Below are 20,668 nucleotides of genomic sequence, written 5' to 3'. Positions count from 1 at the left end.
CCTAATTCACGCTCGATTCTGTCCGTACCACGGCAGCAGGTCGTTCGGGAGCCCGGCGCCACTGCGGCAAACCGATCAACACCACGGCACTGATGATCACCAACATGGCCAACGCTTCTTCGATACCAATGGTCTCGCCCACAAACACGATCCCCAGCAACACCGCCACCGCCGGGTTGACGTAGGCATAACTGGTGGCCGCCGCCGGACGCACGTTTTTCAACAGGTACATGTAAGCGTTGAAGGCAATGATCGAGCCGAAGAACGTCAGGTAGGCCAGGGCTGCCCAACCTTCGATCGGCGGCATGGCCTCCAGATGCTCACCGCTCAGCGCACTGCCGATCAGCAGGGCTACGCCGCCCACCAGCATTTCCACGGCACTGGCCATCGCGCCCTGGGGCAACGGCAAGTGTTTGCTCCACACCGAACCAAAGGCCCAGGAAGCTGCCGCGAAGATCAGCAATCCGGCGCCCAGCGGGCTTGATTGCAGGTTCGAGCCGAGGTTGAGCATGGCAATACCGATGAGCCCGAGCGCAATCCCGGCCCATTCGAGACGGGTATTACGCGCGCCCCAGAAATAGCCGCAGAGCAAGGTAAACAGCGGCACCGTCGCCACTGCCAGCGCGGCCACGCCGGAGGCCACGCCCGTATGTTCGGCCACGCTTACCGCCCCGTTGCCGCACGTCAGCAGCAAAACGCCGATGATCCCCGCCGCTTTCCACTGTGCCCAGGTCGGTGCCGGCGCCCCGCGCCAGCGCAGGAAGGCGTACATCAGCGAACCGGCGATCACGAAGCGAATACCGGCAAGCAGCAATGGCGGCCAATACTCCACGCCGATGCGAATCACCAGGTAAGTCGAGCCCCAAATCACGTACAACGCAAAAAAGGCGGCGATCAACGGTACGGGGAAACGACGTAGGCCAGGCATTGGGCAGCTCGCAGGCAAGACAGGTGAACAGCTATTTTAGAAAGGCCAACAGCAGAAAATAAGTTACAAAACCTGTTTATAGCGCCGGTACACTTTTCAAAACATGGAAATCAGGGCTATAAACCGTGTTTTCGAAGGTCGGGTATTTTTCAGGAGTAAGACGATGGATAAATACGACCGCATGCTCCTCAGCGCCCTGTTGGAAAATGGTCGTGCGTCCTACGCCGACCTGGCGCGCAAGGTCAACCTGTCGGCCCCGGCCGTGGCCGAGCGCGTGGCCAAACTTGAAGCCTGCGGGGTGATTACCGGTTATCAAGCGAAAGTCGACATGGCCAAACTCGGTCTGCCGATCCAGTGCGTCATTGAACTGCGCCTGAACCAGCACGGCAACCAGAAGGCCTACGACGAGCTGATCAAAATCCCGCAACTGACGGAGTGCCACCGGGTGACGGGCGATCCGTGCGTGATCATGCAGGCGGCGGTGGGGTCGATGCCGGAGTTGGAGGAGTTGATCAACACGATTGCCAAGTTCGGGTTCAGCAAGACGTCGATCGTGTTGTCGAGCGCGATAGAGAAGCGGGTGCCGTTGGGGCACATCGAGGGAAATGGAAAAGTTTGATACGACACGAACCCTGTAGGAGCCGGATTGCTGGCGATAGCGGCGTATCAGTCAACATCAATAGTGAATGATGAACCGCAATCGCCAGCAAGCCGGCTCCTACAGGTTTATGCGTGATTCAGAACCCGCGATGGCGCTTGAGATGCTCATTGATCTTCGCCGCCGGCACTTTCTGCAAGCTGACCAGCAGCTCATGGGACAGCTCCCGCAACCCATGCTTGTGCCGCAGTTCCTGAGCCAGGTGCGCCGTCAGGTTGGCCGCCATTTCGGCATCGGCCATGGCCCGGTGAGCCTGGCCGGTGTGGGGCAGTTTGGCGAAGGTGGTGAGGGTCCCGAGTTTGTGGTTCGGCGCCGCCGGCATCAAGCGGCGGGCGAGGAGCAGCGAGCAGGCAAAGTTCTGCAAACGCGTACGTTTGATCCGCCCCAGCTCGAAGTCCCAGAACTTCTGGTCGAACGCGGCGTTGTGGGCCAGCAGCGGGGTGATGCCGACGAACTCGTTGACCTCGTTCATCACCTGCTCGGCCGATGGCGCGGTGCGCAACATGGCGTTGCTGATGCCGGTGAGTTGCTCGATGAAGGCCGGCACGCGCACGCCGGCGTTCATCAGGCTTTGGTAACGCTCGACGATGCGCCCCTGTTCAAGGATCACCACGGCGATTTCCGTGGCCCGGCAGCTGCTGCTCGGGGAGATTCCGGTGGTTTCAAAGTCGATGACTGCTATGCGTTCCAAACCTGTTTCAACTCCGTAAAAATCAATTCTTGAGCAACAACGCGCCTTCGATCGGCACGTAGCGGCTGGCGGCACGGATCAGCGAGTTGGCCGTCAGGCCCGGCACGCCGTAGGCCACCGCTCGCACGCCGTGCTTGGCGATGATGCGCTCGAGCAGCATGTCGAAATCACCGTCACCCGAGGCCAGCACCACTTCATCGACATGATCGGCGGCGTCCATGATATCGAGGGTGATGCCCACGTCCCAGTCGCCCTTGGCCGAGCCGTCGCTGCGCTGGATGTAGGGCTTGAGCTTCACGGTGAAACCGAGATTGCGCAGGATCTGCTGGAACTGTTGTTGTTTGCTGTCGCCGCGATCGATCGCGTAGGCATAGGCCTCGACGATCTCGCCCTGCTTGCTGATGTCGGCCCACAGCGCGGCATAGTTGAAGTGGCAACCATAGGCCTGACGCACGGTGTAATAGAGGTTCTGGACATCGGCGAATACTGCGATCTTTTTCACCGTGCATCCTCATTGGGGCGCTGGCGCGCGGACAGGATCAGGCACCAGGCCCGAAAAGTGGCCCAGTATGCCAGCCTGAAGGGTTGTTCCGCGAATAATCGGCCATGTGGCGAGGGAGCTTGCTCCCGCTGAGCCGGGCTGGCGCTCCAGCGCGAAGCGCTCCCCTACTCAAGAATCCAAGGGGCCTGCTGCGCAGTCCAGCGGGAGCAAGCTCCCTCGCCACAGGCGTGTCAGACGAAGGAATCGTCGTCACCGCCGAAGAACGATGAGCTGTCGTCACTGTAGTCAGCGTCAACGAATCCGCCCTGATCACTGGTGTTGTCAGCCACCCGCTGGTCGTCGCCCCAGCCATTGCCGCTGTCGCCCTGATCGTTGACCTGAGCCGGTTCTTCCTTGATGACCTCAGCCACTTCTGGCGGCTGATCGTGGTGGAACAAGCTGCTGATGCCTTGTGCCAGCATCACGCCACCAGCCACGCCAGCCGCCGTTTTCAGAGCCCCGCCGAGAAAACCGCTGCCGGCCTGTTGTTGCGGCGCGTAGTTATGCTGAGGTGGTGCGGCACCAAAGTTTTGCTGGGGCGGCTGCGAATTGAACGACGGCCGCGCCGGTTCACGCCAGCCGCCCCCGCTCGACACGGGCGCACTTTGAGTCGGTGCGGGCTGCGGATCACGTGGGCCGCCGCCGAAAATGCTCGACAAAAAGCCACCACTGGCCGGTGCCGGAGCCGCCGTCCGAGCCTTGGCCGATTGCAGTTCTGTCTGCAATTGCTGGACTTGTTGGGCGAGCTGCTTGTTCTGGTCGTCGAGACTCTTGATGGCTGCTTCTTGCACCAGAATCGCCTGGGTCATGAAATAGCCTGCCGCTGGCTGGCGAGTCAGGTGTTCCTTGATCCGCGCCTCGGCCTGCGCGTCGCGCGGGGCTGAGTCCGTTTCGGCCTGTTGCAGCCGGGAAAACAGTCCATCGATCAGGGTTTGTTCTTCGCTGTTCATGGCGACCTCGTAGATTGCCGGGAATATCGGCGCCCTCATCCACTGTGGATAAGATGCTCATCCGTAATGGAGGCTGATACAGGATGTTTCAATGACCTTTACCGAACGTTTACGTTTGCGCCCCAAAGGCTTTCATCGGTTAAAGTGGGCCACTGCTTTCAACCTGCGATACCGACTGATGAATCCGTTAGATGTACTGCGTGACTCCCTGTATTTCTTCAAGCGCAATCTGGGCCAGATCGTTCAACTGTGCCTGCCGCTGGTGATCTTCGAAGCTCTGCTGCAACAAGTGGTCGACCATTCCACCGAGCCGGACAGTTTCCCCGGCATCGGCGTGATGGTCGGCTTGCTGGTCTATCCGCTGTACACCGCCGCGCTGATTCTGTTTCTCGATGCCCGCAGCCGTGGCGAGTCACCGCGCAACCGTGACCTGCTGGCCATGTCCGCGACCCTGTGGCCACGCTTCGCCCTGCTCACCGCGCTCAATACCCTGCTGATACTGATCGGACTGTCGCTGTATTTCCTGCCGGGCATCTGGCTGATGGTGACGCTGGCGTTCGGCGAATACCTGCTGGTATTGCGCGGCATGGCCCCGCTGGCGGCGATGAAGGAAAGCCTGCGCCTGACCCGCGGCAACTTCCTGCGCATCCTGGTGTGCATTCTGTGTGTGATGGCCCCGTTGTGGCTGCTCAAGGGCGTGACCCTGGAGGTTTATCCGGAGCCGCAGAACCCGGTGGTTGCCGTGCTGATCGACAGTGCCCACAGCTTTTTGCAACTGTTCACCAGCGTGGTGCTGTTCCGCTTGTTCATGCTGATCAGCGTCGTGCCCGAGAAAACCAACGGGTCACTCTGACCGCTCTACCCCATGGGCTTGGGCTCGGCTCTCGGTTATGCTCGGGGCAACTTTTGTAACGCGATAAGCCGAGCCATGACCCGTCTACTGCGCTACACCCTGCTGGCCCTGCTGATCGTCACTCTGATTGGCGTGCTGATCTACAGCCTGACCTGGCGCCCCGAAGCCAGGGAAGCGCAGCCGGTCAGTTGCAGCGCCCAGGCGCCAACCCTGGTCCCCGGCCAGGCGTTGAAGGTGATGACCTGGAACGTTCAGTTTCTGGCGGGCAAGCGCTATGTGTTCTGGAATGACCTGGCCGCCGGCAACGACGAAAGCCCCACCGCCGAAGACATGGCCTTCAGTCTTGATGAAGTGGCACGGGTGATCCGTGACGAACAGCCGGACATCGTGCTGTTGCAAGAGCTCGACGACGGCGCCAAGGCCACCGACTACCAGAACCAGCTCAAACTGCTCCAGGAACGGCTCACCGACCTGTATCCGTGCAGCACTCACGCCTTCGACTGGAAGGCCGATTTCGTGCCTGAACCGCATATCTTCGGCAGCGTCGGCCGGCAACTGGCGACCCTCAGCCGCTACCGGATCGGACACGCCGAACGCCTGCAATTACCGGTGGTGCCGGCCAACCTGATCAGCCGCCAGTTCAAACCGAAAAATGCCTTGTTGGTCACGTACCTGCCGTTGAGCGACGGCGCTCGGGTCGCAGTGCTCAATACCCATCTGGACCGCGTCATCCCCCCCGACGATACGCTGCTGGCCCAGGTGAGCGCCGTGGCCAAAGTCCTCGACAAGCTCGAAAGCCGCGGTACACCGTGGCTGATCGGCGGTGACTTCGATCTGTTGCCGCTGGGGCAATATCGACGCCTGCCCGACGCGCAACGCGCGGTCTACTCTGCCGACAGCGCGCTGCATGTGTTGTGGGACAAGTACCCGATGATCCCGACCAACAACGAAGCCAGCGGTGTCGAGCGGGCGCGCTGGCTGACCCATTATCCGAATGACCCGGGCTTGAACGGCCCGGACCGGACGGTCGATTACTTGTTCTACAGCCCGCGGATCAAACGGGTCGAGGCGATGGTGAGGCAGGACGATACGTTGCGCATTTCCGATCACTTGCCGGTGATAGCGCGGTTCCTGTTGCCGGCTGCGCCATAACGACTGCTCCCACAAGGATCGTGTCAAACCCAATGTCAGTTCGCTTGCCAGTCGTCCGGTATGACGGCGATCACATCGATTTCCATCAGCCACTGCGGTTGACCCAGCCCGGAAATGACCAGCCCCGTCGAAATCGGAAAAACCCCCTTCAGCCACTTGCCCACGACTTGATAAACCGGCTCGCGGTAACGCGGGTCGATGATGTAAGTGGTGGTTTTGACGATATGGGAAAGATCGCTCCCCGCCTCTTCCAGCAGCTGCTTGACGTTTTTCATCGCCTGTTCGGCTTGTGCACCCGGGTCGCCAAGGCCCACCAGGTTGCCATCGAAATCGGTGCCGATCTGGCCGCGCACATAAACCGTGTTGCCGGCCCGTACAGCCTGGCAAAGATCATTGTCCAGCGACTGGTTGGGATAGGTGTCCTTGGTATTGAACATGCGAATGCGTGTGTGAGTCGGCATCAACTGAGTCCCCTGAAACTTGAGTAATGAAGGTGTAGATCGAGAATGGCCAAAGGACCATTCCCTCGATCGATTCTTAACGCTGCGACGGGTCGCGGTATTCGAGGTACTGGCGCTGGGTGGCAATGTGGCCAGCCACATGTTTGGCGTCATGCCAAACGCCCCAGATAAAGCTCGATCCGCGACGCGACAGCCACGGCAGCCCCACAAAGTAGACACCTGGCTCGTTCGAGACCCCACGCTGATGACGCGGCTTGCCCTTCTCGTCAAAGGTGTCGACCTGCAACCAGCTGTAATCGACGGCGTAGCCGGTGGCCCAAATGATTGAGGTGATACTCGCCTCGGCCAGATTCAGTTCGAGAATCGGGTTGCTGACGCACTCTGGATCGGGAAGCATGAACCTGGCTTCGGGTTCTTCCGGGAGGTCGAGTCCGTTGCGTGCGATGTAGGCATCCGCCGCGTCCAGCAGCGACAGGTAATTCGCGTCGCCCGCAGCGATGTTGCGCGCCAGATCCTGCTGGAAAGTCACCACGCCGTCGTTGAACGATTGGGTCAGCCCCACCAGCGTCACGCCTTGTTTGGCGAGCCCACGAAAATCGACGGTCTGCCCGCCACGCGCACCGCTCACTGCGATGGTGACGTGCTCACGACCCGGCTCCATCACTTCGGCATCCCAAAGCCCAAGCACCCCCAGCCACCAGCAGAAGTCACGGTTGCGATAGGCGCGAGGCGGACGGTCATGCTGGCCGACCGACAGGTAGACTTGTTTACCGGCACGCTGCAATTCATCGGCGATCTGCACACCGGAAGAGCCCGCACCGACCACCAGCACACCGCCCTCGGGCAGCTGCTGCGGGTTGAAATACTGGGCCGAGTGAATCTGCGTGATCGTGCTGTCTTTCGGCGCAATCGGCGGGATGACCGGACGCTGGAAAGGACCGGTCGCCGCCACCACGCGATTGGCCTGAATCACGCCATCGGAGGTTTCGATGGTGAAGCCTGGACGATCGCTGTTGCGCACCACTTTCTTGACTTCTACACCGGTACGAATCGGCGCTTCGAACTTCTCGGCGTAGGCTTCGAAGTAAGCCGCTACGCGATCTTTAGAGGCGAAGGCATCGGGCTCCAGGTCTTCGAAGGCCAGTCCGGGGAAGCGGTCATGCCACACCGGGCCGTTTGCCACCAGCGAATCCCAACGCCCGGTGCGCCACGCTTCAGCGATGCGGTTACGCTCCAGCACCAAGTGCGGTACACCGAGTTTGCTCAGGTGTTCGCTCATGGCGACGCCAGCCTGGCCGGCCCCAACGACAAGCGTATCTATTTCTATCTTTTTATCATTCATGCTTGTGTCCTTCAAAGAGGCGACTATGGCGCGGCAAGTCGCGACAGATCAGCTGTTTCAACAATTAATTCCGCGTAGACAACTTTGCTGGCGGGGTAGTTTTATTGTGCTTAGCGAATGCCAATAGCGAAAATATGATTTTTGTAGTTGTTGCCCATGAAAAAACTAACTAACAACTAAACTCGGTATTAACTGGATAAACGCAAAACCTGTAGGAGCGAGCCTGCTCGCGATAAACATGAAAGCGCCGTTCATCCAGACAACACGCATTATCGTTAACGACCATCGCGAGCAGGCTCGCTCCTACAGTAAACTGGAGCGAGCCTGATCGTTATTTAGAGCACGCCAATTTCTTTAGCAGTTCTATCAACGGCAATCTTCGTCTTGGCAACCAGTTCATCGATTTCAGCGCGCGTGGCGATCAGTGCCGGCGCCATGATCATGCGGCCCAGCGTCGAGCGAATAATCACGCCTTCTTCAAAACCGATCGTGCGGCAGCGCCAGGCGATGTCGCCTTCATTTGCGAAGCGCTTGCGGGTCGCCTTGTCCTGGGCAAACTGCAACGCCGCCACCAGGCCGACACCCTGAATCTCACCCACCAGCGGGTGATTGCCAAACACCTCGCGCAGACACTGCTGCAGGTACGGGCCGGTGTCATTTTTCACTTGGGTGACCACACCCTCATCACGCAGCGCCGTGAGGTTGGCGATAGCGACCGCGGCCGCCACCGGGTGACCGGAATAGGTCAGGCCGTGGGCAAACACGCCGCCCTGCTCCACCAGTACCTCGGCCATGCGCCGGCTGAGAATCAGGCCGCCCATTGGGATGTAACCCGAGGTCAGGCCCTTGGCAATCGACAGGGTGTCCGGCTCGAAATCAAAGTGTTGGTGCGCAAACCATTCACCGGTACGCCCGAAGCCACCGATCACCTCGTCCGCACACAGCAGCACGTCGTACTTGCGGCAGATGCGCTGGATTTCCGGCCAGTAGCTCTCTGGCGGGAAGATCATGCCGCCAGCGCCCTGGAACGGCTCGGCGATGAAGGCCGCGACGTTCTCCGCGCCCAGCTCGAGAATCTTGGTCTCCAGTTGCTGAGCCGCGCGCAAGCCAAACTCGGCGGGCGTCTGATCACCTTCATGGCCAAACCAGTATGGTTCATCGATGTGCGCGACATCCGGAATCACACCACCCATTTCGTGCATGAACTTCATGCCACCCATCGCGCTGGCGGCCAAGGTAGAGCCGTGGTATCCGTTCCAGCGACCGATCATGACTTTCTTCTGCGGCTTGCCGAGAACCTGCCAGTAACGGCGCACAGTACGGATCAGTACCTCGTTGGCTTCAGAGCCGGAGTTGGTGTAGATCGCGTGGCTGTAGTGCTTGGGCAGCAGGCTGAACAGTAGCTCGGACAGCTCTACCACCGCCGGGTGAGTGGTGTGGAAGAACATGTTGTAGTACGGCAATTGCTCCAGCTGACGGGTCGCCGCCGCGGCGAGATCCTTGCGTCCGTAGCCGAGGTTGGTGCACCACAAACCGGACATGCCATCGAGGTAACGATTGCCGTCGTTATCCCACAGATGCAGGCGGTCGCCACCGACAATGACGCGCGGCCCCTCTTCGTTCAACGCCTTCTGATCGAGGAATGCGTGAATGTGGTGGGCGGCATCGGCCGCTTGGTAGTCCTTGGTTTCGCGCTGAGGTTTGTAGTCTGTTGTCATTTCTTATTCTCCTGAAGTGAAAAAAGGTTCAGTTCCCGGACACCGTAGCGATCGGAGTCATTTTCGGCACGTCGTTGCCTTGAGATTCGTTTTGAATGAGCGGCTCCGGCGTAAACAGCGGTTTGCGCATCACGAACTTGACCCATACCACGGCGATTACCGAAATCACGCCCAGCACTACGCCGGCACAGCCAAAAATACTGGCAGTCATCTCCGGAGTTGGCGACACGTGGTAGATCGCAAACAGCATGCCGGCGATGCCAATGACTTGTGGCCAAGGATAGAACGGTGAGCGGAATGGACGGGCCAGATGGGGATAGCGGCGGCGCAAGGCGATCACATCGATGTGCACGATGATGTAGGCCAGCAGCCAGGCCAGTGCGGCTGCCAACAGCAGCAGGCTGATGGCTGCCGCGTCGTGCCCCAGAATGAGGATCGGCAGGCCGGTGATCGCAGCAACAAAAAGCACCGCCACCCAAGGCGTACGGCCACGAGCGGTGAGTTTCTTGAATTGCGGGAAGGCCTGGCCATTTTGCGCCATGCCGTAGAGCATGCGCGGCAACGCCGCCAAGGACGAATTCACGGTGCTGCAAGTGGCGGTAATGGCGGCGACGACGAGGAACAACTTGCCTGCCTCACCGAAAACCGTGGTGGCCAGCAGGTAATGAGGCAGCGCATCACTGGCCAGTTGCTCACGCGGAATGCACAGCAATGCGCCGAAGCAATACAGCGCGATCACGCCGAAGATCACTGTCAAACCGATGGTCATCGAACGCGGAATATTGCGCTCGGGATTGCGGGTTTCTTCCACCAGCGGACAAACGAACTCAGCCCCGACAAATCCCCACACCGCCATGGCCGCCAGGGTGATTGCGCCGAATTCCAACGGGTTCCAACCCTGATCGAGCGGCAACTGCAGACTGGCCTGACCGTTACTCAGCGAAGCCAGGCCCATGGCGACGAGGATCACCACCATCACCAGCGCCAGCACGTTCTGCAGCTTGGCGAACACATCAATACCGAACAGATTCAGCACGGTGAAAAGCCCCAGCACCCCGTAGGCCACCAGCATGTGCGGAATGACATCCGGGTAGACCTTGCTGATCACCAGATCCAGCAACAGCAGTTCGGCGGAGAGCGCAAACATCGCCACCACCATGTATCCCGAGAAGGTCGCCAGAATGGCCGGGAAATGCCCGATCGCCACTTCCGTGTAACTGCTGAGGCTGCCCGCCTTCGGGATCATCAAGGCCAGTTCGGAAAACGACCAGGCGTAGGTGATTGCCAGCACATACGCGATGGCCAACGGAATGATAAAACCGAAACCGGCGATGCCCGCGCCTTGCAGCATCAGCACCATGACGCCCTGCGAGACCACGACGCCCACCGCAACGGCCAGCAACGAGCCCAGTCCCAGGACCCGGCGCAATCCGCCGGACTGTCCCTGGATGGACGCGGTTGTACTTGAACTCATGACAAACTCCCCGTGTTTTCTTGTTGTTGATTGCCTTCACGTGGAAGGCAGGGATAAACATCGCGACTCATCCTTGAGTTGCGATTAGCGACAGCAGCGGTTTAGCGGGCCGCCCAAGCGTTGAAACGTTCCTCGAGTTCTTCGCCGTGATCGACCCAGAACGTGGCATCGACCAACTGACCTTCAGCCAGATTGGCCTGAGCCGTGGGCAATTGGGCGAGCGTGTCGGCCGGTAGCTGCGCCAGCACATCCTTGCGGATCGGTCCGTAGGGAATCTGCGTGGAGAAGGACTTCTGCCCACTCGCCTGGCTGGCAAACACGATAAAACGCTCGGCCAGCGCCTTGTTCGGACTGCCGCGAACGATGGCCCAGTGATCGGGATCGTAGAGGTGGCCATTCCATGAAATGGCCAGTTTCGAGCCTTCCTTTTGCGCGACGGCAATCCGGCCGTTGTAGGCCGCCGACATCACGACGTCGCCTGCCGCGAGCCATTGCGGTGGTTGCGCTCCGGCTTCCCACCACTGGATCGAGGGCTTGATCTGGTCGAGCTTGTGAAACGCTCGATCCACGCCTTCCTTGGTGCCCAGCACTTTGTACAGATCATCCTGTTTGACCCCGTCGGCAAGCAGCGCCACTTCCAGCGTGTACTTGGCGCCCTTGCGCAGGCCGCGCTTGCCAGGGAATTGCTGCAGGTTCCACATGTCCGCCCAGGAGGTTGGCGCCGCGCTCACCTTGTTCGAGTTGTAGGCGAGCACCATCGACCAGACATAACTGGCCACGCCACACTCGCTGACGGCGCCAGCCAGATAGTTTTTTGAATCGCCGATCAGCGCCGGATCCAGCCGCTCGAACAGCCCTTCTTCACAACCGCGCAGCAGTTCCGGGCTTTCGACTTCGACAACGTCCCAGCTGACTTGGCCAACATCGACCATGGCTTTGACTTTGGACAGTTCTCCGCTGTACTCGCCAACGACAACTTTGCCAGCGCCACTTTGTTCGAAGGGTTTGAAATAAGCCCCCTCTTGCGCTGCCTTGGTGGCACCGCCGAACGAAATGACCGTAAGACTTTCGGAGTGCGCAACAACGGGCACCGTCAATACCAGAAGCGCCGTTAAACCCGCCGCTGCTGTAACGCTCGAAGACGAATATCTGAACATGAAAGCTCCCTCACTTTTTAATTGTGGTTAGTTACTGAGGCAGTCACGGCCACGCAGCCGCAAGTACACGGATGACTCTCCGCGTGATGACATCTTTTTATTCTTTAAAACGCACACAATCAGCGTGCGGTTAATTGTTCAGGAGACGCTCAACGCAATTGAAACCAGGTTGTTTTCAATTGGGTGTATTTATCGAATGAGTGCAACGACAGGTCCCGGCCAAAACCCGATTGCTTGCCGCCACCGAATGGCACGCTGACATCGAGGGCATCCACGGTGTTCACCGAAACGGTGCCGGCCTTCAGCGCCCGTGCAACCCGGTGCGCGCGATTCAGGTCATCGCTCCACACTGAGGCGGCCAGCCCATAGATGCTGTCGTTGGCTAGCCGCACCGCTTGCTCTTCGGTGTCGAACGTGGAAATCGCCAGCACCGGCCCGAACACTTCTTCGCGGGACAGGTGCGATTCATGGGCGACGTCGGCAAAAATGGTCGGCTCGATAAAGTTGTCGGAACCGTTGAAGCTCAAGCGACGGCCGCCGGTGAGCAGTCGGGCCCCGTCTTCGTGGGCGCGTTCGATAAAGCTCATCACACGCGATGCCTGTGCCGAATCGACAATGGCGCCAGCGGCGCTCGCAGGATTCAGTGGATCGCCGGGCATCCAGGCTTTGGCTTTTTCCAGAAGACGCTCAATAAACTGATCCTTGATCGAACGCTGGACATACAGTCGCGAGTTGGCCGAGCACACCTCGCCCTGATTGAAGAAGATGCCGAATGCCGCTTTCTCCGCCGCCAGATCAAGATCACGGCAGTCGTCGAACACCAGGCTCGGGCTCTTGCCCCCGCACTCAAGCCAGACTTGCTTGAGGTTCGATTGCGCGGCGTACTGCATGAAGTATTTGCCCACCTGAGTCGAGCCGGTGAATACCAGGCAATCGACATCAGGATGCAGGCCCAGCGCCTTGCCGGCGGACTCGCCCAGCCCCGGCAGCACGTTCAGCACGCCGGGCGGCAAACCGGCTTCCAGCGCCAACTCGGCCAGACGCAGTGCTGAAAAGGGTGATTGCTCGGCGGGCTTGAGCACCACGCTATTGCCGGCCGCCAAGGCCGGTGCCAGTTTCCAGGCCGCCATGTCGAGCGGGAAGTTCCACGGCACCACGGCCGCCACCACGCCCAGCGCTTCACGGGTGATGGTCGCCAGCGCCGATGACGCCGTCGGCGCGACCTGATCGTAAAGCTTGTCCAGCGACTCGCCGTACCAGGCGAACACATGCGCGGCGCCGGGGACGTCGATGTTGTAGGCATCCATCACCGGTTTGCCCATGTTCAGCGAGTCGAGCAAGGCAAGCTCTTCGCGATGGGCAAGCACCAGCTCAGACAGACGCAGCATCACCCGCTTGCGCTCAACCGGTGCCATCCGCGCCCAAGGGCCTTCGTTGAAAGCACGGCGCGCACTGCGCACGGCGAGTTCCACTTCCACTTCGCCACACGCGGCGACACGGGCAAGCAACTGATTCGTCGCCGGGTTGATCGAATCGAATGTTGCGCCCGAAGACGCAGCCACCTGCCGGCCATCGATCAAGGCTTTGTCAGAGAAGGTTTGCCGGGCAGCTCGTTGCTGCCAATAGTCGAGGTCGAACACGCTACGCTCCCTTTACGACCGCCAGGGTGGTCGGGGTTGTTATCAGAGGTTGTAGAGATAGTGCGTCAACCGTGCGAAGAGGAAAATTATTAAAAATGTGCTCGGGGTATAAGAAAAAACTAGGTAAGCGCAGACCCAGTCCGGAACCCGCATAGGGTAAGGTTCAGTCAATAATCTGAGCGACGGCCATCCGGGCTTTCACCGCAAAACAGAGCAGAACGAGGTGCGTGTGGCTTCCTATACATTGCGGCAACTCAAGTATTTCGTCACAACGGTAGAAGCCGGCAGCGTCGCTGAGGCCTCGCGGCAGCTGTATATCGCGCAGCCCTCGGTGTCGACGGCGATCAAGAGTCTGGAAGAGTCGTTCAACGTCCAGCTGTTCATCCGCCACCATGCCCAGGGCGTTTCGCTGACGCCCACCGGCACGCGTTTCTATCACAAGGCGCAAGAACTGCTGCGCATGGCCAGGGAGTTTGAACAGAACGCGCTGGCCGATAACGACACGGTCTCCGGACAGATCGACATCGGCTGCTTCGAGACCGTCGCCCCGCTGTACCTGCCGCAGCTGATCGCCGGCTTTCGCAAGCTTTACCCGGGCGTGGACATACGCATTCGCGATGGCGAGCAACAAGAGCTGGTGCAAGGTTTGACCGCAGGCACTTTCGACGTGGCATTCCTCTACGACCACGGTCTGGACGGCACCATCCAGACCACGCCGCTGATGCCACCGCAAAAGCCTTATGTCCTGTTGCCAGAAGGGCACCGCTTTGCCGACCAGAAGGAGGTATCGCTACGGGACCTGTGCAGCGAGCCGATGATTCTTCTCGATGTGCAACCGAGCCGGACCTACTTTGTCAGCCTGTTCCACGAACTGGAACTGACGCCCAACATCGTGTTCAGCTCGCCCTCGATCGAGATGGTGCGCGGCATGGTTGGCCAGGGGTTCGGGTTTTCCATATTGGTCACCCGCCCGCATTCCGAGTGCACTTATGATGGAAAGAAGGTGATCTCCGTGAACATAAAAGAGCCGGTCACAATGTCCGGCCTGGCGTCCGCCCATCTGAAACGCAGTCAACTGACCAAGCCTGCACAGTTGTTCGTGGATTTTTGCCGCGAACAATTGAGCCAGAAAGTTGCAGGCCCCCTGTAGGAGCGAGCCTGCTCGCGAAGAACATGCAGGCGCCGCGTTTACTCAGACAGCACCCGTTATCGTTAACGACCATCGCGAGCAGGCTCGCTCCCACAATTAAATCTCGCCACACAGGTAGTCAGCCAACCGAATCAGCATCGCATCACAACCGCTCAACTGATCCAGCGCAATGAACTCGTCAGGCTTGTGCCCTTGATCCATGCTGCCCGGACCACAGACCACCGTGGGAATTCCAGCCTGATGAAACAGCCCCCCCTCGGTGCCAAACGCGACCGTTCCAAACTCTGAAGAGTTGCTCAACAGTGCAAGCAGCCGCGCCGCTTCACTCTCGGGCGGTGTCGCCAATCCGGGATAAGCGCTCAGCGGCCGCAGACGGATGTCGGTGTCCGCTTGCACCGCGCGCATCTTGGGCAATACATGCACGTGGGCGAACGCTTGCAACTGGTCCGCCACTTCCTGAGCATCAAAGTCCGGCAACGCCCTGACCTCGAAATCGAACTCACATTCAGCGGGAACAATGTTCAGCGCCCGGCCACCCTTGATCACACCCGTTTGCACTGTCGAAAACGGCGGATCAAAACGCGAGTCGTGGTGATCTGGATGCGCGAGCTGTTCACCGATAACACCCAGCCGGCCAATCAACTGCGCCGCATATTCGATCGCGTTCACCCCATAAGGCGCATACGCCGAATGGCACGCTGCACCGCGCACTTCGCAACGCATCGCGAGTTTGCCCTTGTGGCCGAGCACAGGTTTGAGCTCTGTCGGTTCGCCGATCAAGCAAAGTCGCGGTTTAAATGGCCGCTTCTCCAGCTCGGCCAGCATCGGCCTGACGCCCAGGCAACCCACTTCTTCATCATAGGAAAAGGCCAGGTGCACCGGCGTCACAAGCGGACGCTGCACGAAGGTCGGGACCGCCGCGAGGACCGAGGCGATGAAGCCTTTCATGTCTGCGGTGCCACGTCCGTACAGGCGCCCATCCTTTTCAGTCAGCCGGAACGGATCGACCGTCCACGCCTGTCCGTCAACCGGCACCACATCGGTGTGACCGGAGAGCACCACCCCACCCGAGGTAAGCGGGCCGATGGTCGCAAACAGATTCGCCTTGGTGCCTTCTTCGTTGAAGAAGAGCTCACTCGGAACCCCGTGTTCGGCCAGATAGGCCTCGATGAAACGAATCAACTCAAGGTTGGAATCGCGGCTGACAGTGGCGAAACCAATCAGGCGATCCAGCAGCTCGCGACTGGATGCATCACTCATCCCCAGGCACCCCGTAGCTCGGCGCCGTCGTCGGATTGAGCGCGCGAGTCAGGTAGTCCTGCATTTGCGGTCGATAGGCTTGCCAGAGGCCATCAAGCTGCCCGATGGGATCTTCCTCGGCCCAGTCCACCCGCAAGTCGATGATCGGCCAGGTGTGGTCACCCACCACTTTCAGCGCGGCGGAATGCACCGGCCCCGCTTCGCCACCGGCCGCCATGGCCGCGTGCATGGCCGCCAGCAAACGGTCCGCCAACTGACCCGGCTCGGCCTCGAACGCCTCGACCATGGCCTCGATGACCCGTACATCGCTGAGCAGGTTACCCGCCGCGACACATTGCTCGCCTTTCACTGCGTTATGCACGCCCAACGACTCCTTGCCGCTGAACAGCGCAATCCGGCCTGACGCATCGATCACCGTGACCTGTCGGTACTGGCTCCAGCCGTTGGACGTGAGTGCCTTGTCCAGTGCCGCGTCAGGCTCCAGATGCTGATGCTCCAGCAGGTCCAGGATCTGCGGGCCTAACGCCGGCAGCGTAATGTTCTGCGTGGAGACAGCACCAACACCCGCCCGTGCCCAAGGGCAGCGTGCGCCGACCGCAATGCTGGAAGAACTGATGGCAATACCGAGCTGACCGGTTTCAGGGCAGCGTCCGATAATCGAGAACGTCATGACTCACTCCTTAAAATTCCAATGCACGCGCAATTGCATTCTGTGCATGCACTGGAATCGGAGAAAGCAGGTTTTTTGTGGCTTTGGGGAAGGAAAAAACTGGTCAACCCCGCAGTCTTACCCGGGTGGATCAATCTGATCCAGCACCCGATTCGCCGTGATCTCCGCCAGCATCACGCTGTTGGAAATCCCCAGCAGGGCATTGCGCGATCCGCCGTCGAGGTGATCGACCAATTGATGGACCATTACATCGACCGAGGCCAGCGTTTCGACCAGATACACCACAAGGGTTTCGGTTGTGGCCTCTGGGTTGATGGTAAACAGGTTGTTGGGTGTGCGCGGCGTGGCTTTGATGTCGGCCATCGAGGGGAAGTGGAAGTTGAGGGCGCGTTCGGCGGCCTCGTTGAGTTTTTTGGAATCGGGTTCGTATGGGGAAGCGGGATCGGTGTCCGGCGGATTAGGTGTAGGTTTGAACATGGGCAGTTGACCTCTAAGTGGGGCCGTGACCATCTCGCGACTAAACGAAAGGGAGGCGGCTGTGCGCAAGTTAGTCGACCGGTAAGCCACCCAAACCCGGCGCGCCCGAGGGCGCCATGCGCACAACCACCATCAAGTACAGGCGAACACCTGACTGGATGACACTTGTGCAACCGCGGATGGATAGCCGGGCGACTAAACCCGATCACTGATGAGCAGTGACACGAATCAAGTTACCGATGACCTCCAAAGCGCACAAGCCGGCGGATTCTGGCGTACCCGTAGGCAACGGCGCAAGGTCTTGTAGCTTGCAGGAAGTATCCTTAAACACCTTTAAACACGCGCTCTCTGCCGATGTTAACGAGCTGACGCATAGCCTCACAAAAGGTTAAAAACTGTAGGAGCGAGCTTGCTCGCGAAAGTCTCAAGGACGCCGCTGGGCATCTGGTTTTACGCGTTATCGTTCATGACCTTCGCGAGCAAGCTCGCTCCTACAGGTTTACTTGCGCGGTTTGATCCGCGCGGTTGCCTCGGCCACCAACGGGTCATCCGGCCAGTAGTGCTTCGGGTAGCGCCCCTTCAAATCCTTCTTCACTTCGGCGTAGGTACTGCGCCAGAAGTTCGCCAGGTCCTGGGTCACTTGCACCGGGCGTCGCGCCGGGGACAGCAGGTGCAGCTTGACCACTTGCCGGCCACCGGCGATGCGCGGGGTTTCAGCCAGGCCGAACAACTCCTGCAAGCGCACCGCGAGAATCGGCGGCTGCTCGCTGTAGTCCAGACGAATCGACGAGCCCGACGGCACGCTCAAGTGATGCGGCGCCAACTCATCGAGCCGTTGCGGCAGCGGCCAGGGCAGCAGGTTGTGGACGATGCTCGAGAGGTCGAGATTGGTGAAGTGACTGAGCCGCGAGACTTTGCCCAGATACGGCATCAACCAGTGTTCAAGGCTTTTGAGCAACGCGGCGTCGCTGACATCCGGCCATTCGCTTTCGCCCTTGCCGGCCAAATCCAGCTGACGCAACAACGCGACGCGCGCCTGCCACTGACGCAGCTCCGGGGTCCACGGCAACAGTTCCAGGCCCTTGCGCCGCACCAGATTCACCAGCGCCTGGCTGCGGGCGCTTTCATCGAGGCCGGTCAGGGGTTCACGGCTGAGGATCAGTTCCCCGACCTTGCGTTGGCGTTCGGCGCGCAACACGCCTTCGCGCTCGTCCCAATCCAATTGATCGACATAGCGCACCTGCTCCGCCAACACTGAATCGAACAGCGCCGGATCGAAGTCCGCCGCCAGGTAAATCCGCTCCTCACGCTGGCCCTGACGACTGCCGAGATCGGCGATCACCAGCCAGGGTTGCTTCATCAGGCTGTCGGCTTCGGCGAACAGCGCCGCACGACCGTTGGCCAGACGATACTCCGCGCCACCGGCCCGTCGCTGTTGCGCAACCCGATCCGGATAAGCCAGCGCCAGCAGCGCGCCGAGCCAGCGCGGATGATCGGGATCGCTGACCGGTTCCGCTGCTTTGCCGCGCAGATAACCGCGGTACTGCCGCGCCAGTTGCCGGGCCCGTTGCACCCCGCCCTGAGCGCCGCGTGCGGCGCGTTCTTCGCCGGACAACAGCGCCAACCGGCTGTGCAGATCCGCCCCGGCGCCGCGCAAGATATCCCGCTCGCCGAGCAGCGCCGCGACATCGCACGCCATGTCCGCCAGGCCGAGTGCCTGACCGCGCAACAACAAATGCGCGATGCGCGGATGCGCCGGCAGTTCGGCCATGGCCTGGCCGTGACGTGTCAGCGCGTCACCGTCCAGGGCGCCCAGGCGCTCAAGCAAGTCCTGAGCCTGTGCATAAGCGGCGGCCGGCGGCACATCGAGCCACACCAGTTGCCCCGGTGCCACTCCCCAACGACCCAGTTGCAAGGCCAGGCCGGCGAGGTCCGCCGAGAGAATTTCCGCACTGGCATAGGCCGCCAGTTGTTCATGCTGATCCTGCGACCACAACCGATAACACACCCCCGGCTCCAACCGCCCTGCCCGGCCCGCGCGTTGCGTGGCGCTGGCACGGGAGATGCGCTGGGTGTCGAGCCGGGTCATGCCGCTGCCGGGATCGAAACGCGGCACTCGCGCCAACCCGGCATCGATCACCACGCGCACGCCGTCGATGGTCAGGCTGGTCTCGGCGATGTTGGTCGCCAACACCACTTTGCGCTTGCCTGCCGGGGCTGGATCGATTGCTGCACGTTGGGCCGCCAGGTCCAGTTCACCGTGCAATGGGCAGAGCAACACCTGCGTGCTTTCACCCAGCGCATCGGCCAGTTGTTGGTGCACCCGACGGATTTCCGCCTGACCCGGCAAAAACACCAGCACACTGCCGGTTTCATCGTTCAAGGCGTCGAGAATGGTCTGCACCAGGCGAGGTTCGATGAACTCGCCCGGCTGGAATGGCCGGCCCCAGCGCATCGCCACCGGGTACATGCGGCCTTCGCTGCGCAGGATCGGCGCGTCATCGAGCAACCCGGCCAGGCGTTCGCCTTCCAGGGTTGCCGACATCAAGAGGATTTTCAGCGGCTGATCGTCGCGAAACAATTCCCGGCCATTCAGGCTCAGGGCCAATGCCAAGTCAGCGTCGAGGCTGCGCTCGTGGAATTCATCGAAGATCAGCAGGCCCACGCCTTCAAGCGCCGGGTCGTCCTGCAAACGGCGGGTGAGAATGCCTTCGGTGACCACTTCAATGCGGGTCTTGGGGCCGACTTTGCTATCGAGACGAATGCGATAGCCAACGGTTTCACCGACTTTCTCGCCGATCTCGCTGGCCAGCCGCTCCGCCGCCGCCCGCGCGGCCAACCGGCGCGGTTCGAGCATCAGGATGGTCTGCCCGGCCAGCCAGGGCTCGTTGAGCAAAGCCAAAGGCACGCGGGTGGTCTTACCGGCACCGGGCGGTGCTTCGAGCACGGCTTCGTGGCGTGTAGCCAAGGCTTCACGCAGGGCGGGTAAAACTTCATCAATCGGCAAAGAAATCATGCTGGCTCCCAAACAGAGGCGCGAGTATAACGGCGAACTGCCCGGCGTTTATCAGGGTCCTAATTCATACAGACGCCTTTTCGTTTTGAAATTACCCAGGAGATTTCTTATGCGTGCTCCCTTTCGCTTGATTGGCGGTGTACTGATCGCGACGTTGCTGACCCAGGTCACCGCCTGCGGTTCGATTTTCTACCCTGACCGTCGTGGCCAGATCGACGGCAAGATCGACCCGGCCATCGCCGCGCTGGATGCCGTGGGCCTGTTGTTCTACATCATCCCCGGCCTGATCGCCTTTGCCGTGGACTTCGCCACCGGCGCGATTTACTTCGAGCCAGGCAAGACCGCCCAGGTGGCCCCGGAAAAACTCCAGGAAGCCATCGGTGCCGACGGCAAGGTCGATAACCATAAGTTGCAGACTATTCTCGAAACCGAACTGGGCCGCAGCTTCCCGCTGGATGACCCACGCCTGATCCAGCACAAGGGCAGCGCCCAGCAATTGGCGATGTTCGGCCTGCAACCCGCCGCATAAT

The 20,668-nt window shown here is 60.3% G+C and carries 19 protein-coding genes; 5 read left to right on the top strand and 14 right to left on the bottom strand.

Annotated elements, in window-relative coordinates; all coding sequences use genetic code 11:
- Nucleotide 1 precedes the first annotated feature (1 nt).
- The gene (yedA, locus tag ACA067_RS03170) at nucleotides 2–928 is read right to left on the bottom strand and encodes a drug/metabolite exporter YedA (RefSeq protein ID WP_497460574.1); all 927 of its coding nucleotides are present in this window, start codon (nucleotides 926–928) and stop codon (nucleotides 2–4) included.
- Between the two features lie 163 nt (nucleotides 929–1,091).
- Between yedA and ACA067_RS03165 the strand changes: the two genes are divergently transcribed.
- Entirely contained in the window at nucleotides 1,092–1,547 is a 456-nt protein-coding gene (locus tag ACA067_RS03165; protein WP_497460573.1) for an Lrp/AsnC family transcriptional regulator, read from the top strand.
- Nucleotides 1,548–1,665: 118 nt separating this feature from the next.
- Here the strand turns inward: ACA067_RS03165 and ACA067_RS03160 are convergent, their stop codons facing one another.
- The 3 genes from ACA067_RS03160 to ACA067_RS03150 all read right to left on the bottom strand — a co-directional run bounded on the left by ACA067_RS03160 (nucleotide 1,666) and on the right by ACA067_RS03150 (nucleotide 3,768).
- On the bottom strand, nucleotides 1,666–2,277 hold the full coding sequence (locus ACA067_RS03160) for a 3'-5' exonuclease (protein ID WP_064675758.1): 612 nt from the start codon (nucleotides 2,275–2,277) through the stop codon (nucleotides 1,666–1,668).
- Nucleotides 2,278–2,299: 22 nt separating this feature from the next.
- On the bottom strand, nucleotides 2,300–2,779 hold the full coding sequence (locus tag ACA067_RS03155) for a LabA-like NYN domain-containing protein (protein ID WP_497460572.1): 480 nt from the start codon (nucleotides 2,777–2,779) through the stop codon (nucleotides 2,300–2,302).
- A gap of 230 nt (nucleotides 2,780–3,009) precedes the next feature.
- A complete protein-coding gene (locus ACA067_RS03150) occupies nucleotides 3,010–3,768 on the bottom strand; it encodes a DUF2076 domain-containing protein (RefSeq protein ID WP_497460571.1) in 759 nt (252 codons plus the stop codon).
- A 178-nt stretch (nucleotides 3,769–3,946) separates the two neighbouring features.
- Between ACA067_RS03150 and ACA067_RS03145 the strand changes: the two genes are divergently transcribed.
- A complete protein-coding gene (locus ACA067_RS03145) occupies nucleotides 3,947–4,621 on the top strand; it encodes a YciC family protein (protein ID WP_497462718.1) in 675 nt (224 codons plus the stop codon).
- A 75-nt stretch (nucleotides 4,622–4,696) separates the two neighbouring features.
- Complete coding sequence (locus ACA067_RS03140; protein ID WP_497460570.1) at nucleotides 4,697–5,773, top strand: endonuclease/exonuclease/phosphatase family protein; 1,077 nt, start codon at nucleotides 4,697–4,699, stop codon at nucleotides 5,771–5,773.
- Between the two features lie 35 nt (nucleotides 5,774–5,808).
- Here the strand turns inward: ACA067_RS03140 and ACA067_RS03135 are convergent, their stop codons facing one another.
- From ACA067_RS03135 to ACA067_RS03110, 6 genes are all read right to left on the bottom strand, one after another.
- Nucleotides 5,809–6,234 carry a RidA family protein gene (locus ACA067_RS03135; protein WP_064675753.1) on the bottom strand — a complete coding sequence of 142 codons (426 nt, stop codon included), beginning with the start codon at nucleotides 6,232–6,234 and terminating at the stop codon, nucleotides 5,809–5,811.
- 76 nt (nucleotides 6,235–6,310) lie between these two features.
- The gene (locus tag ACA067_RS03130) at nucleotides 6,311–7,576 is read right to left on the bottom strand and encodes a flavin-containing monooxygenase (RefSeq protein ID WP_497438792.1); all 1,266 of its coding nucleotides are present in this window, start codon (nucleotides 7,574–7,576) and stop codon (nucleotides 6,311–6,313) included.
- A gap of 335 nt (nucleotides 7,577–7,911) precedes the next feature.
- Complete coding sequence (locus tag ACA067_RS03125; protein ID WP_497460569.1) at nucleotides 7,912–9,294, bottom strand: aspartate aminotransferase family protein; 1,383 nt, start codon at nucleotides 9,292–9,294, stop codon at nucleotides 7,912–7,914.
- 28 nt (nucleotides 9,295–9,322) lie between these two features.
- Nucleotides 9,323–10,768 carry an amino acid permease gene (locus ACA067_RS03120; protein ID WP_497460568.1) on the bottom strand — a complete coding sequence of 482 codons (1,446 nt, stop codon included), beginning with the start codon at nucleotides 10,766–10,768 and terminating at the stop codon, nucleotides 9,323–9,325.
- 101 nt (nucleotides 10,769–10,869) lie between these two features.
- On the bottom strand, nucleotides 10,870–11,925 hold the full coding sequence (locus tag ACA067_RS03115) for a gamma-aminobutyric acid-binding protein (RefSeq protein ID WP_497460567.1): 1,056 nt from the start codon (nucleotides 11,923–11,925) through the stop codon (nucleotides 10,870–10,872).
- Between the two features lie 149 nt (nucleotides 11,926–12,074).
- The gene (locus ACA067_RS03110; protein ID WP_497460566.1) at nucleotides 12,075–13,565 is read right to left on the bottom strand and encodes an aldehyde dehydrogenase; all 1,491 of its coding nucleotides are present in this window, start codon (nucleotides 13,563–13,565) and stop codon (nucleotides 12,075–12,077) included.
- 229 nt (nucleotides 13,566–13,794) lie between these two features.
- Here ACA067_RS03110 and ACA067_RS03105 point away from each other — a divergent pair, with 229 nt between their 5' ends.
- Nucleotides 13,795–14,715 carry a LysR family transcriptional regulator gene (locus ACA067_RS03105; RefSeq protein ID WP_497460565.1) on the top strand — a complete coding sequence of 307 codons (921 nt, stop codon included), beginning with the start codon at nucleotides 13,795–13,797 and terminating at the stop codon, nucleotides 14,713–14,715.
- Nucleotides 14,716–14,811: 96 nt separating this feature from the next.
- On the opposite strand, the gene argE is transcribed toward ACA067_RS03105, so the two are convergent.
- From argE to hrpB, 4 genes are all read right to left on the bottom strand, one after another.
- Nucleotides 14,812–15,975 (bottom strand): acetylornithine deacetylase, encoded by a 1,164-nt coding sequence (gene argE / locus ACA067_RS03100; RefSeq protein ID WP_497460564.1) that lies wholly within the window; start codon nucleotides 15,973–15,975, stop codon nucleotides 14,812–14,814.
- The gene (locus ACA067_RS03095) at nucleotides 15,968–16,645 is read right to left on the bottom strand and encodes a DUF1028 domain-containing protein (RefSeq protein WP_338921677.1); all 678 of its coding nucleotides are present in this window, start codon (nucleotides 16,643–16,645) and stop codon (nucleotides 15,968–15,970) included. Before ACA067_RS03095 ends, argE begins: the two co-directional genes overlap by 8 nt.
- A 117-nt stretch (nucleotides 16,646–16,762) precedes the next feature.
- Entirely contained in the window at nucleotides 16,763–17,122 is a 360-nt protein-coding gene (locus ACA067_RS03090) for a DUF6124 family protein (protein WP_497460563.1), read from the bottom strand.
- Between the two features lie 499 nt (nucleotides 17,123–17,621).
- A complete protein-coding gene (gene hrpB / locus ACA067_RS03085; RefSeq protein WP_497460562.1) occupies nucleotides 17,622–20,138 on the bottom strand; it encodes an ATP-dependent helicase HrpB in 2,517 nt (838 codons plus the stop codon).
- Between the two features lie 109 nt (nucleotides 20,139–20,247).
- Here hrpB and pmcY point away from each other — a divergent pair, with 109 nt between their 5' ends.
- Nucleotides 20,248–20,667 carry a periplasmic Zn2+ metallochaperone PmcY gene (gene pmcY, locus ACA067_RS03080; protein ID WP_064675741.1) on the top strand — a complete coding sequence of 140 codons (420 nt, stop codon included), beginning with the start codon at nucleotides 20,248–20,250 and terminating at the stop codon, nucleotides 20,665–20,667.
- The last annotated feature ends 1 nt before the right edge of the window (nucleotide 20,668 follow it).

It is taken from the genome of Pseudomonas sp. LBUM1674 (assembly GCF_059695635.1).
This window is presented reverse-complemented; position numbering and strand designations above follow the sequence as displayed.